Raw genomic sequence first — 13893 nt, forward strand, 5'->3', positions numbered from 1 at the left:
TTTTCATACACCCCTACCGATTATGATTCAATCCGCTATTCGAAAACGAAACGGATTAATCCTTTCCCATGCATATCCAACCTGAAGTAATTGTTTTTCAGAAAGGTGATTTCCAATGAATTGCATGCCAACTGGAAGTCCTTTTTGGTCAAATCCCATTGGCACTGCTAGGCTTGGTAGCCCCGTTAAATTGACAGGAACAGTAAATGGTAAACAGCGTCTAATAACTTCCAAATTTTGGTCGACCCAATTCTGCGCGAACGCTGGGGTGGTGATAGGTATTGTCGGACCGAGGAGGATATCGATATCCTTAAAGGCATTATGAAATGCTTCCACCATCTTCCTCCGGGCTTGTTGGGCTTTGACGTATTGTGGTGTATTTGTTAACGTACCAGATAGAAGGAAAATTCGATTATCTGCTCCGTAATCCTCTACGTGAGTCTGTAGCCACTCATAATGAAAAGTAGAAGCTTCTCCCGATACAGTCACATAACCAGAAAATGTTGCCATCGATAATTCAGGAATTTCTATTTCTATTAATTCAGCTCCTAAACCTTTTAGTGTTGTTATAGCATTTTTAAAAAGCTTTTCTACATCTGATTCTAATCCTTCAAGATAGTACTTAGGAATACCAATTTTTACTCCTCTCATTCCTTTATTTAAGTCTTCGGTGTAATTAGGAATAGGTACATGAAGGCTTGCTGGATCATCTGCATCAAACCCTGCCATAACATCAAGCATTAACGCCAAATCTGAAACCGATCGTGCCATCGGACCAGCATGATCCAATGACTAAGCTGAAGGAATTACCCCATAGGTACTAACAAGCCCATAGGTTGGCTTTAACCCATAAATACCACACATAGCAGCTGGTAAGCGAATAGATCCAAATGTATCTGTTCCAGTTGCAAGTGTTGCTAGCCCAGCTGCTAAGGCAGCACTGCTACCACCACTTGAACCACCTGGCATATATTCAATGTTCCATGGATTTCGTGTAGTGCCAAAGGTTTGATTAGTACCGGTGGATCCGAGGGCTAACTCATGCATATTTAGCTTTCCTAACATAATCCCACCTGCAGCTAACAACTTTTCTACCGTTGTTGCAGTTTTGTCAGGTATGAAATCAACAAAAAGCTTTGAACCAGCTGTCGTGCGTATGCCTTTTGTATCGAAATTATCCTTGATACCGATTGGAATTCCGTGAAGAGGTCCTTTATATCGCCCGTACATAATTTCATTTTCAGCTTTACCTGCTTGTTTAAGGGCCAATTCATGAAGAGGGGTAATATACGAGTGAATGGTTGGATCAATTGTATCTATACGGTTTAATATATGTTTTGTCAATTCTACTGGGGATAATTGCTTAGCTTTAATTAAAGGAGCAAGGTCACTAGCAGTAAAAAAACCTAGATCTGTCATAGCAACAGCCTCTTATCAACAACCGTAATTGGTACTTTTGGATTTAGATTAGGGGAGATTTTTTTTAGATATTTCTCGGATTGTTCGATTGTTTGAAGGATGTTTTGAATATGTTGAATGTCTGTTTCGTAGGTAGGTAAACCTTGTAGGTATAGGCTTTGATTTATAAAAGTTGAATCATTCATCTAACTTACCTCCTATTTAGGGATATAAAATTACAGGGAAATAACTAAAGTTATCCCCTGTATATTATAAAACAGTATTATGTTCTATTCCAGAAGCGTTGTTGGGCAATTGCAGAGACAAAATCCTGCTCAAAGTTTGGATTATTTGCAGCAAAAACAACACCTGCTAAATTATTTTCTTTTGATGTCTGAATATAAGACTGTCCGGTCGAAGCAACACCAATCGGCTTATAGTGCTTATAGGCATTACTTACAAAATCCATGATGTCTTGCAGGAACTTTGCTTCATTTTTAGCACTTCCGCCAACGACATAAAGCGAGTCAAATAGGTAAGGACTAGTTGTCAGGAATGTCTTATTAACTTTGATTGTTGTACCATCGTTTCCTGTGACCTTACCGAGCGTTTCACTTATAATATCTATAAAGACCCCATTTTGTTGCAAATAGTTAAGTACATTTGTTACTTCTTTACCATTAAAACCATTACCAATTAGTACACCTACTTTTTGCGTATATGCATAACTAGGTGTATTGTACTGGCTAAGAGAAGCATAACTTGTAGAAACAGGTACATTGGATCCACTTGGGCGCTCTACACCAATATTATCAGCAACGATGCACGCCATTTCCTTATCAACATTGACTAATAAATTGACATTTTGTTGGCGGACAGATTCACTCTCAACTTTTCCGAGTTGATAGCTAAACGCTTGGATAGTATGCTGTTTTTCAATAGGTTTCATACTATTCCAGAATATCCTAGGTTGCGAAAAGTAATCGTTGAATGATTCGCTACGCCCACGTATAACGTGTCCTTCCACTTTTTTTGGATAATGCTCATAACCGCCTTTTTCCGGTGGTGTTGTGTATGGTGTGTTATTGGCTAGTGAGTTTTTATGATAGTCTACCTGATCAACATCAATTCGATATCTCATAGGGCCTCGTCGTTGATTATTATGAAACGGACAAATTGGCTTATTAATCGGTAATTCCTGATGATTGACTCCAATTCTGTGGTATTGTGCACTTTGATAAGCAATTAGCCTTCCCTGTAGGACAGGATCATTGGAAAAGTCAATTCCCGGTACAACATTTGCAGGGTTAAAAGCTACTTGCTCTGATTCTGTATGGTAATTATCAATGTTTCTATTTAATGTCATCTTCCCTATTATTTGAACAGGAACGAGCTCTTCTGGCCAAAACTTCGCAGGATCGAGAACATCAAAGTCGTATTTGAATTCGTCCTCTAGCGGAATCAGTTGAACACCTAATTCGTATTCAGGATAAGCACCTTTGTCAATCGCCTCTCGAAGGTCTCTACGGTGGAAATCAGGATCTAACCCACCGATTTTTAGCGCCTCATCCTGAAGAAGGGAATGAACACCCAGGAGGGGTTTCCAAACAAATCTTACAAATGTCGCTACTCCTTGCTCGTTAACAAATAGGTACGTATTAATGGACCACGACTCCATCATTCGGTAACTTCGTACAATACCACGATCAGACATGATCCACTGCACCATATGAAGTGATTCTGGGTTATTGGCTACATAATCCCAAAACCTGTCGTGTGCACCAGTAGCTGTTGGTATATCATCATCCTGCTTAGCTTGGTATGCATGCATAGCATCTGGAAACTTCATTGGATCTTGATTAATTAATACAGGCATAGCGATCGTTGTTAAATCATAATTTCCTTCTTCTGTATAAAACTTAACACCCTGACAACGTAAATCTCTTGCCGTATCATAAGACCCTCTAGGCCCTTGTACGGTAGAAAAACGGATGGTTAAGGGAGTCTTTTTCCCAGGTTCTTGAAAAAGACATGCTTTTGTCACATGCTTCATTGACTGATAACATTCAAAATCCCCATAGGCACTGTAACCTCTTGCATGAACTACTCTTTCTGGTTCCTCTTCTTTTACAAAGTGCGTCATTTTCTCAAAATAGTGATAATCCTCATGTAATGTAGGACCGCGTACACCAGCTTTTAAGATTTCTTCATCGTTTGAAATTTTTCGCCCTTCGTTTGTTGTCATCGGCTTTCCTGTGTTTTGTACACGGTATTGATCTAACTGCTCTTGTTTAGCATCTTTATTCATAGGCTTTTGGTTTCTTGATGACTTATCATCCATGTAATCACCCATCCTTTAATTTACAATTTAAACTCCGCTTATATCATATGTTAGTAATCTCGTAAATATTCCTCTAAGATGGTAACTGAATATTGTAGAGGTGGTATTGACCTGAAACCGAAAAAGCTTGGTAAGGTATTTTTCATTTAACCTTACCAAGCTTTATTATTCTTACATACTCTTTCTCATCACCTTATTCCCATCATAGGAAAATAGTGCTTTTTTTCCTTCTAAAACAGTCTCCATATGGACTTTCCTTCCCCAAAGTTGATAAACGTAAGGAAGAACATTCTCTAAATAGTGAAGGTCTAATTCAATTCCTTCATAGTTATGCATTAAATATAATTCACCATTTCGGTTATAATCACCATTTTCTACCGTTATATACGGGAACCCACCATTCACACGCATAGACACTAGTTGGTCACGAACTTGCTCGTAATCTTTTGTCGTAATACGATAGTCTCTACCTTTCTTTTCAAACAGATACATATCTTCTTTTTGTGCCAAATCTTTCGTTAAATAGTTACGAATAAAGGAGATATCCGATTCAATTTCACGAACCTCAAACATTTTTTCACGACCACTACCGGGCTTATAACCTAATTTTTTCATATCTTCAGTCGGATTGTTATACCTTTCTTCAATATCTTCAAAAATCTTTAATCCTAAATAGTAAGGGTTAATTTGTGTTCTTGACGGTTGAACAACCCCCGCATTTAATTTAGAATACTCAATGGTTTCTTCTGTAGTTAAGTCTAACTCCCTCATGATCCGTTGATGCCAAAAGGATGCCCAGCCTTCATTCATAATTTTCGTTTCAAGCTGTGGCCAAAAATATAGCATCTCCTCACGCATCATGGTTAAAATATCACGCTGCCAATCTTCTAACTCACGACTGTATTCTTGAATAAATAATAAAATATCTTTCTCTGGTTGTGGCGGGAATTTTCTTTCCTTTTTTCTTCCTACTGGTTTCTTTTCTTTTGGCTTTTCATCCAAACTCCACAAGTCATCATATGGAGATTGCTTCACTACTTTTTCTTCCTCTTCTTCCATCCATTCTAATTCCTCATACGAAAGCCTAGACGAAATAATAGATGGATCAATATGTTCCTGAATAGACAATACTGCATCTAAGAATTTTTCAACTTCATCTTTCCCATATTTCATTTCGTAATCTGCAATACGTTCCGCTGTTGCTGTCATACTTTCTACCATATCTCTTCTTGTTTTAGAGAAACGAATATTATTTTTGAAAAAATCACAATGTGCTAAAACATGGGCAATGATTAACTTATTTTGAATCAGTGTATTCGTGTTGAGTAAAAAGGCATAACAAGGATCTGAGTTAATAACCAGCTCGTAAATTTGACTAAGACCAAGATCATATTGGAGTTTCATTCTGTGAAATTGTTTTCCAAAACTCCAGTGTGAAAACCTTGTAGGCATCCCATAAGCTCCAAATGTATAAATAATATCGGCAGGGCATATTTCATAACGCATTGGAAAAAAGTCAAGGCCAAAATGCTCGGCTATTTCCGTAATCTCCTCTATCGCAAACTCTAGCTCCTTTGTCATCGACAAGTAGAATCCCCTCCAAAATCGCTTTATACATTTTATGAATGAAGTAAGGAATAAATGAAAAGAATTCCTAGAAAACTCGGAGTTCATCAAAAACTTTAGCGAATATATCTTAGTTATACTTTTGTAGAATGATGTGAATAGTCTTCCCATTACTGTATGATTTCATCGGAAACAGGAAACTTTATATACTGGAGGGATGGACATGAATCAGCATTTTCTAACAATCGAACAATTTAACGATTTAATAAGACAATGGAATGGGAAACAAATTAAAATCGTAAAGCATGAATTGGATGATTTTGATGAGACGTTAATGGATTTAAGTGCCATTTCATATTCTAAAAACGGGGGAACCATCGATGGTTATGAACCAATCTATTCCCTGAATTTAAATGGAAGTGGTATCATTGGAACCACAATAAATGAGTACGAGTCACTCCCGTCTGAATTATATGAAATTCCTCTCGAGGACTCAGCAATGTATGAATATGATGGTTCTCGTTTTATAGTGAGTACTTCAAGAGGTGTATACACAATAGAAACGATTGAATAAAATGGAAACCGGCTCATGCCGGTTTCTTTACCAGCATTCACACTAAAACAAAAAATCCCGCAAAATGCGGGGACTCTATTATACAAGCTCTTCTTCTTTTTTAAAGAATGTTTTCATTGCATGGTATACGTCACGTTTTTCTTTTAAAATATAGTGTCTAAATTTAGGATCTTCTATCGTACGATACGCATTCATTAATGTGGAGTATCGACTATATCCATTTACCTCACCATAACCGAACATTTGAGACACTTCCATAATTTGACCAAGCAGATCAATACATTTCGCATTGTCAGATGTAATATTTTCACCATCTGAGAAGTGGAATGGATAAATATTATAACGTTTCGGATTATACTTCTCATTAATAAGTTCTAAAGCTTTTATATAAGCAGAAGAGCAAATGGTACCTCCACTTTCTCCTTTATTGAAGAAATCGTCTTCGGATACCACTTTTGCTTCTGTATGATGAGCAATAAATTCAATATCTACAGATTCATACTTCGTTCGTAAAAATCTTGTCATCCAGAAAAAGAAACTTCTAGCCATGTATTTCTCAAATGTTCCCATAGATGCACTTGTATCCATCATTGCAAGTACAACCGCTTTTGATTCCGGCTTGACCACTTCATTCCATGTTTTAAATCGTAGGTCATCATTATAAATTGGTGCAATGGACGCTTTCCCTTCCCTAGCATTTCGCTTAAGAGCAGTTAATATCGTTCGTTTCTTGTCAATGTTACCCATAAGCCCTTTCTTACGGACATCATTAAACTCAATATCTTCTACAATTATTTCATCTTGTTCCTTTTGTTCTAAATTCGGTAATTCTAAATCTCTAAATAGAGCTTCTTCCACTTCTTCAATGGAAACTTCTGCTTCATAATAATCCCTTCCAGGCTGATCACCCGCTTTCTTTCCTTGACCGCTCCCTTGCGCTTGATCACCTCTACCAGGTTCCCTCGCAATGACATCGCCAACTTGACTATCTCCATCACCTTGGCCAACATGTTTATTCTTATTATAGTTATAACGAATTTTGTATTCATCAAGAGAACGAATAGGTATTTTTACAATTTCACGGCCATTCGACATAATAATGTTTTCCTCTGTCACTAAATCAGGCAAGTTATTTTTTATAGCATCTTTTACTTTTTCAATATGTCTTTGTTGATCTTGATAGCCTTTACGATGGAGAGTCCAGTTTTCCTGGGAGACAATGAAATTCGTCTTACGCTTTTCCGACAATTACGATCCTCTCCTTTTCCTTTGAAATTTCTTTAACAGATAGCAAAATATGCAACTAAAGCATTCGCTAAAAGTCCTGTCTATGCCTTAGTTTTCTAATATTATCTTTAAAAGAATTTTTTAAAAGTAACTAGATTACTTTATTTATCATATGCAAAACCTATTTAGTTATTGCTACTTTTTCAAAAATATAGACAATACATACAAGTGCAGATTGTTGGATTAATAGCTTCTAAAGCTTTTCATCGTACTAACTGAAATAACAATTCCAATATAGATAAAAAAAACAGGACTAATGTATAATATTAGCCCTGTTTTCTAAAAGACAATACATCATACAGCTTAAACCTAATTTTTATCCGTCTTTACTGGATGAAAGACCACCACTTTAAGTGGGGAAAACATTCAGTAGAACCCCGAAAAGTTTGACTAATCTGTGGGAGAATACGACAATCCCCAGTGAATTAGCATCACTTTATCGATTCAATAGGCTTCCTACATAACGTAATAATTCGTTTGCTGAAGTGGAGTTATAACCGTACTCGTCAATTAAACGAGCGATAACTTCGTTTACTTTCTTCAGCTGTGACTCATCTGGTGTTTTCGATGAGGTTGTGATTTTTACAACGTCTTTTAAGTCAGCAAATAGTTTCTTCTGAATAGCTTCACGGAGACGTTCGTGTGAATTATAATCAAAACGTTTTCCTTTTCTCGCAAACGCTGATAGCCTGATTAGAATTTCTTCACGAAAAGCTTTCTTCGCATTCTCAGAGATACCAATTTGCTCCTCAATAGAACGCATAAGTTTTTCATCTGGATTCATTTCTTCTCCGGTCAACGGATCTCTTAGTTTATTATGGTTGCAATATGCTTCCACGTTATCCAGATAATTATCCATTAACGTCTTAGCGGATTCTTCATACGAATACACGAAAGCTTTTTGAACTTCTTTCTTCGCAATTTCGTCATATTCCTTTCTAGCAATTGCAATATAATTCATATATTTTTCTTTATCCTCTTTCGAAATCGATGCATGAGCATCCAGTCCATCTTTTAATGAACGTAAAACATCTAAAGCATTAATAGACGGTACATCTTTTCGAATAATGGTAGATGAAATTCGGTTGATCACATACCTCGGGTCAATTCCATCCATACCCTCATCCGAATACTCTTTCCTTAATTCCTCTACATCGATATCGTTAAACCCTTCCACACTCTCTCCATTGTATAAGCGTAACTTCTTAAGTAAATCCACACCCTGTTTTTTAGATTCTTTTAATCTAGTAAGAACAGAGAATATTGCTGCTACTTTTAAAGCATGTGGAGCAACATGCACATGGGCCATATCACTCGTTTTTATCATTTTCTCATAGATTTTCTCTTCTTCATCCACTCTGAGATTATAAGGAATCGGCATCACAATAATCCTTGAATGTAACGCCTCATTTTTCTTGTTAGAAATAAACGAACGGTATTCCGCTTCGTTTGTGTGCGCTATGATAAGTTCATCAGCACTTATCAGGGCGAATCTACCGGCTTTAAAATTCCCCTCTTGTGTTAGAGATAGTAAATGCCAGAGGAATTTCTCATCTGACTTCAAGATCTCTTGGAATTCCATCATCCCACGGTTCGCTTTATTCAGCTCCCCATCGAAACGGTAGGCCCTCGGATCTGACTCAGAACCATATTCTGCAATGGTGGAGAAATCAATACTACCAGTTAAATCCGCAATGTCTTGGGATTTCGGATCAGATGGACTAAATGTTCCAATTCCAACCCGTTTATCTTCTGAGAAAAAGATTCTTTCTACTTCAACGTCTTCAATCTTACCATCATATTCCTTTTCCAACCGCATCGTATTAAGTGGGGATAAACTACCTTCAATTCGAATGCCGTATTCTTCGTAAAAATCATCTCGTAAATGGTGTGGTATTAAGTGCAGTGGATCTTCATGCATTGGGCAGCCTTTGATCGCATACACCGCTCCAGCATCTGTACGTGAATATTCTTCCATTCCACGTTTTAACATACTAACAATGGTGGATTTCCCACCACTAACTGGACCCATCAATAGTAAAATACGTTTTTTAACATCAAGTCGTTTTGCAGCAGGGTGAAAATACTCCTCCACTAAACTTTCTATTGCCTCTTCCAAACCATATATTTCTTTACTAAAAAATTTATATGTCTTTCTTCCATCAACCTCTTCTATTCCAGCATCTTTAATCATATTATAAATACGGGAGTGGGCAGGCTGTGCAACTTCTGGCCTTTCTTTTAAAATTTCCAAGTATTCCGCAAAAGTACCTTCCCATTTCAAACTTTCCTCTTTATCACGGTAATCTCTTACCTTACCTAGAATATCCATTTATACTCTCCCTCCATCATTACTGCGGTTTATAAATTCTATGCACGTACATCTCGTCTCATTCACTAAAAGTTTGAATATTACATCCGCTTCTACATTAAGAAATAACTATCGTCAAAATTCTAGGCCTTTTCGTAATCCTCGGGGAATTAATGTCGAATAAGAAGTGATACTTATGCGGGGGAGAAAGTGTTATGCTTTCTGACAAAAAAAGCCCCTGTCACCCGTAAAATGACAAGGACTTTCCTCATTAAAGATGGTGATGTCCACCTTTTGAAGGATTCGTAATAACAAACCCTTCATTATCAACATAGAAATATTGAATCCAAATTCCATCTAAAAGCTCTTCTCGAGTATCCAGAATGATATCAATATCTTTATCCGTTTTTACTACTTCATCATGCTCTCCTGGAGTATCAAATGAAATCCCATAATGCGCATGGTCTCCATGCATATGAGATATATGGATACGAATCATTTTTCCTTCCGCTTCATCTGATTCTAACATTTTCTTTAATTCTTTTGCTGCGTTTCTATTTATTTTAACCTTCATCTATTTCTACTCCTATTCACTTCTAAATATTTTTCCATCATAATTATCACACAGGCAACTATTAACTGTCATCTAAAGAAACTTGTAACATAGCACTATTTTTAATCAGTCTAACCAATAATGGAATATTTAATATCTAAGATTGTTTATAAGTAAAAAATCCAGTAAGCCATTCGCTACTGGATTCGTTCGTTTACATATTATACAAAAGTGTCTGGATCAGGACCGCTTCTTTCGTTTCGATTTAGGCTATCTATTTGTTTCACTTCTTCTTTCGTTAATGAAAAATCAAAAATATCGGCATTCTCGATAATTCGTTGTTCTTTTACCGACTTTGGAATTGTGACAACATTATGTTGAACGTCCCATCGTAAAATAACCTGCGCAGGGGTTTTGCGATATTTTTCAGATAGCTCTTGAATAATAGGCTCATCAAAGACTCCCCCTCTTTTAAGCGGAGCCCATGCTTCAAGTTGAATATTTTCTTTTTCACAATATACTTTTAATTCTTCTTGTGTTAAATGAGGATGATACTCGACTTGATTAATTACCGGCTTTACCTTACAGTCTTTTAATAAATCTTCTAAATGATGTACTTGAAAATTACTTACTCCAATTGCACGTACTTTTCCTTCTTCATAAATCTTTTCCAATGCTCTATATGTATCTTTAAACTTTCCAGTAACTGGCCAGTGAACTAAATAAAGGTCTAAGTAATCAAGGCCTAGTTTTTCCAAGCTATCTTCAAAGGCTTTTAATGTATTGTCATAGCCCTGCTGATCATTCCAAACCTTGGAGGTAACAAAAATCTCTTCTCTTGGAATACCAGATTCTCTAACGGCTTGCCCCACACCCTCTTCGTTATGATAATAGGAAGCCGTATCAATAAGTCTATATCCATGTTTCAACGCAGCTTTAACCGATTGAACAACACTTTGACCATCTTCCATTTTATATACCCCAAGACCAAATCCTGGCATTTTCACACCGTTATTTAACGTGACTGTATCCTGTAAATTGGTGATCAAAAGAATTCCTCCCATTCTTAGATTCTACCCTTATCTTATCATAATGCATCAGCTGCCGTTAATGAAACTAAACTTTTTTTAAATTCAAAACAAATAGAGGATGTTCAAAGTCCGGTGAAAATGACATGCCCCTGCCTAGATCGGCGTTCCAACAAACCTTTACGGTGGAACGAGCAATCGGAGGCCTAGGACGTTGCACATTTAGCAGACCTCTGACCTCTTCCCCCTTCTTTTTGAGCACGCCCTAATAGATCATTTTTCTTTTAGCAGAAGATAATATATTTAACTCTTCACGGTATTTAGCCACCGTTCTCCGAGAAATAGTTATCCCATGCTTCTTACTCAAATAATCAGCTATCTTTTGATCAGAATATGGCTTTTGTTTATCTTCATTACGTATAAGCTCCCCCAAAAGCATCTTCACTTTTACTGAAGATGTATATTCCCCAGTATTACTAGCTAATTTAGATGTGAATAACCTTTTCATTTCAAAGGAACCAATAGGGGTTTGAATAACTTTGTTACTAATTGCACGGCTTACGGTCGACTCATGCATTTCAATAGATTCTGCTACTTCTTTTAATGTCATCGCTTTTATTGAAGAAAATCCATTATCTAGAAAATCCTGCTGATTTTCTACAATATATTCGGTTATTTTTAATATAGTAGAACGGCGTTGCTCAATACTTTTTTTCAGCCATAAATATTTTTGGTAATTAGCCGTAACATATTTTGACCAATCACCTTTTCCACTAATTAAACCCACATAATCTTGATTGATATGAATATTAGGTAAGTAACTGTCATTCAGAGATATGACGTAGTTTCCATTCTTTTTTTCTATCGAAATATCAGGATATAAATAATTGGTGGGGGGACTTGTAAAATCGGAGCATGGTCTAGGGTTTAGTGTCTGAATATATTCATAGATTTTTTTTACTTCTAATAAGGATATTCCTAATTCAGTGGAGATTTTCTTCCACTTTTTCTCTGAAAGTAACTCTAAATAATTCTTAATTACATAAGCTACTAAAGACTCATCCGGATAGTACTCTTGAGCTTGCAGTATTAAACATTCCTTTAAATTTCGTGCCCCCACACCTAAAGGCTCTAACCCTTGTAACAACTTAATAGCATGCTCCGCTTCCTGAGGAGAAATGTCTAATTGAACTTCAATTTCTTTATTAGACATTGGTAAGTATCCATTTTCATCTATATTATATATGAGATAGGTAAGAATAGATTTTTCTCCCTCGCTAATGGATAACCATTTTACCTGTTCTAGTAAATACTGATCTAACCCACCTTCTTTTGTGGATAAGAAATCAAGTGGACTAACATAATCATCTTCCGTATTAACATTTCGTGAATAAAATTTACTTCCCATCATGCTATATTTTTCTTCAAACTGTACCGATGTATTTTTTTCTTCTAATTCGATAAGCGGATTTTCTATCGCCTGCTCCCGAATAAACTGGAATAAATCCAAGGTTGAATATTGTAATAAAGATATTGCCTGTCGAAGTTCCGGACTCATCACCAAATTGATGGTTTGCTTTTGATCCAATCCAAGTTTCATCATTATCCCCCAATGTATACGTTTACATAGTAGAACAATATTGTACGAATATTTAAAATTAATTTTACTATACTAACATTAATTGCGCAATAAGCTATTTCATTTTAATCAATAAAGTGGGGGTTTTCCTTTATCCCCCACCTTCCTCAGAATCTTGAGGTGGGAGTCTTACTATACGTATAGGTGGGATAAACCTCTTCATTTATTCATTCTACTTCCACGTTTTCTCTCTTACTATTTCATATAAATAGGCCATATCTTTATCACCATAGCCAGCCGTAACTACTTCTTGATAGCGATCAAATAACGCCCTGCTAATTGGCAAATCAAGTGCTTCCTGTTCGGCAACCTCCATAGCAAATCCAAGGTCCTTCAATAGTAACTTCAAGGTAAAGCCCGGGTTATAATCTGACTTAGAAATAAAGCTTTTGTAATTCCGCTCAAAAATTCTGCTCTGTCCGTAGCTGACGTTTAACATCGAAAACAAGTCGTCTAGATCAATATTCTTTTTGTTAGCTATATGTAGAGCCTCACTGACCCCAGCTGTATAAAAGCCAATTAAAAGATTATTTATCAATTTAACGGTAGTTCCGCTATCCACTTGTTCATCAACATGGAAAATGTTCTCGCCAAGTACTTTCAATGTAGGAAGTACCTTCTCGTATACAGCTTTCGAACCCCCAACCATCACGGTAAGGGTTTGATTTTCCGCCCCAATCACCCCACCACTTACAGGTGCCGCCAAGAAACCTATCCCCTTCAAATCAGCAGCTTCTGCGATTTTCTGGTTCATTTCTGGAGCAACAGTACTTGTATCAACTAATATCATATCTGGATGACTATTTTCTACTATCCCATCATCACCTAAGTATACGTCTTCCACTGCTTTAGTGGAAGGCAGACTGGTAAATACTACTTCACTATTCTCCACCACTTCAGCTATCGAAGGACTGATGCCACCTCCCACCTCTTGAAGCAAACGTTCAGCGTTTTCATTTAAGTCATAACCCAACACCCGGTAGTTTCCATTCTTAACGAAGTTTTTTGACATCGGTAAACCCATATTTCCTAAACCAACAAAACCAATGCGTTTCATAAAATAACATCCCCTTTTATATCACATGAATGGGCTTCATAATCAATGACCGCAGTAGACTCGACTTTTCAAATCTTCCTATTTTTAGATACCCAAAAAACAATGATAACAAGGACTCAATAATAATTGAGACATCTTG

10 protein-coding genes and 1 pseudogene are annotated in these 13893 nt (G+C 36.7%); 1 reads left to right on the top strand and 10 read right to left on the bottom strand.

Annotation, left to right across the window (positions count from 1 at the left end; translation table 11 throughout):
• Window positions 1-27: 27 nt before the first annotated feature.
• The 4 genes and pseudogenes from ACFQ18_RS01330 to ACFQ18_RS01345 all read right to left on the bottom strand — a co-directional run bounded on the left by ACFQ18_RS01330 (window position 28) and on the right by ACFQ18_RS01345 (window position 5320).
• Window positions 28-1419, bottom strand: a pseudogene (locus tag ACFQ18_RS01330) (amidase).
• Window positions 1416-1604, bottom strand: coding sequence for a hypothetical protein (locus ACFQ18_RS01335; RefSeq protein WP_047184832.1), 189 nt, complete (start codon window positions 1602-1604; stop codon window positions 1416-1418). Before ACFQ18_RS01335 ends, ACFQ18_RS01330 begins: the two are co-directional and overlap by 4 nt.
• Before the next feature lie 77 nt (window positions 1605-1681).
• Entirely contained in the window at window positions 1682-3739 is a 2058-nt protein-coding gene (locus ACFQ18_RS01340) for a catalase (RefSeq protein ID WP_047184833.1), read from the bottom strand.
• A 171-nt stretch (window positions 3740-3910) separates the two neighbouring features.
• Window positions 3911-5320 carry a SpoVR family protein gene (locus ACFQ18_RS01345; protein WP_145523876.1) on the bottom strand — a complete coding sequence of 470 codons (1410 nt, stop codon included), beginning with the start codon at window positions 5318-5320 and terminating at the stop codon, window positions 3911-3913.
• Between the two features lie 208 nt (window positions 5321-5528).
• Between ACFQ18_RS01345 and ACFQ18_RS01350 the strand changes: the two genes are divergently transcribed.
• Complete coding sequence (locus ACFQ18_RS01350) at window positions 5529-5879, top strand: hypothetical protein (protein ID WP_060667597.1); 351 nt, start codon at window positions 5529-5531, stop codon at window positions 5877-5879.
• A 78-nt stretch (window positions 5880-5957) separates the two neighbouring features.
• On the opposite strand, the gene yhbH is transcribed toward ACFQ18_RS01350, so the two are convergent.
• The 6 genes from yhbH to ACFQ18_RS01380 form a co-directional block, all read right to left on the bottom strand.
• Window positions 5958-7127, bottom strand: a complete 1170-nt coding sequence (gene yhbH, locus ACFQ18_RS01355) for a sporulation protein YhbH (protein WP_047184835.1) — start codon at window positions 7125-7127, stop codon at window positions 5958-5960.
• A gap of 475 nt (window positions 7128-7602) precedes the next feature.
• A complete protein-coding gene (locus ACFQ18_RS01360; protein WP_047184836.1) occupies window positions 7603-9498 on the bottom strand; it encodes a PrkA family serine protein kinase in 1896 nt (631 codons plus the stop codon).
• Window positions 9499-9748: 250 nt separating this feature from the next.
• On the bottom strand, window positions 9749-10051 hold the full coding sequence (locus tag ACFQ18_RS01365; protein WP_060667598.1) for a heme biosynthesis protein HemY: 303 nt from the start codon (window positions 10049-10051) through the stop codon (window positions 9749-9751).
• Window positions 10052-10251: 200 nt separating this feature from the next.
• On the bottom strand, window positions 10252-11079 hold the full coding sequence (locus ACFQ18_RS01370; RefSeq protein WP_165589171.1) for an aldo/keto reductase: 828 nt from the start codon (window positions 11077-11079) through the stop codon (window positions 10252-10254).
• Window positions 11080-11323: 244 nt separating this feature from the next.
• Window positions 11324-12658: an RNA polymerase factor sigma-54 gene (gene rpoN, locus ACFQ18_RS01375; RefSeq protein WP_060667599.1), complete on the bottom strand. Its 1335-nt coding sequence runs from the start codon at window positions 12656-12658 to the stop codon at window positions 11324-11326.
• A 211-nt stretch (window positions 12659-12869) separates the two neighbouring features.
• Window positions 12870-13754: an NAD(P)-dependent oxidoreductase gene (locus tag ACFQ18_RS01380; protein WP_145542790.1), complete on the bottom strand. Its 885-nt coding sequence runs from the start codon at window positions 13752-13754 to the stop codon at window positions 12870-12872.
• Window positions 13755-13893 lie beyond the last annotated feature (139 nt).

The sequence above is a fragment of the Oceanobacillus caeni genome, assembly GCF_042678465.1.
Taxonomy (GTDB): domain Bacteria; phylum Bacillota; class Bacilli; order Bacillales; family Amphibacillaceae; genus Oceanobacillus; species Oceanobacillus caeni.

Excerpts from the sequence above, each read along its gene's own strand:
- ACFQ18_RS01380 (WP_145542790.1), bottom strand. The coding sequence starts at position 13,754 with ATGAAACGCATTGGTTTTGTTGGTTTAGGAAATATGGGTTTACCGATG.
- ACFQ18_RS01335 (WP_047184832.1), bottom strand. The coding sequence starts at position 1,604 with ATGAATGATTCAACTTTTATAAATCAAAGCCTATACCTACAAGGTTTA.
- rpoN (WP_060667599.1), bottom strand. The coding sequence starts at position 12,658 with ATGAAACTTGGATTGGATCAAAAGCAAACCATCAATTTGGTGATGAGT.
- ACFQ18_RS01360 (WP_047184836.1), bottom strand. The coding sequence starts at position 9,498 with ATGGATATTCTAGGTAAGGTAAGAGATTACCGTGATAAAGAGGAAAGT.
- ACFQ18_RS01365 (WP_060667598.1), bottom strand. The coding sequence starts at position 10,051 with ATGAAGGTTAAAATAAATAGAAACGCAGCAAAAGAATTAAAGAAAATG.
- ACFQ18_RS01350 (WP_060667597.1), top strand. The coding sequence starts at position 5,529 with ATGAATCAGCATTTTCTAACAATCGAACAATTTAACGATTTAATAAGA.
- ACFQ18_RS01345 (WP_145523876.1), bottom strand. The coding sequence starts at position 5,320 with ATGACAAAGGAGCTAGAGTTTGCGATAGAGGAGATTACGGAAATAGCC.
- ACFQ18_RS01340 (WP_047184833.1), bottom strand. The coding sequence starts at position 3,739 with ATGGATGATAAGTCATCAAGAAACCAAAAGCCTATGAATAAAGATGCT.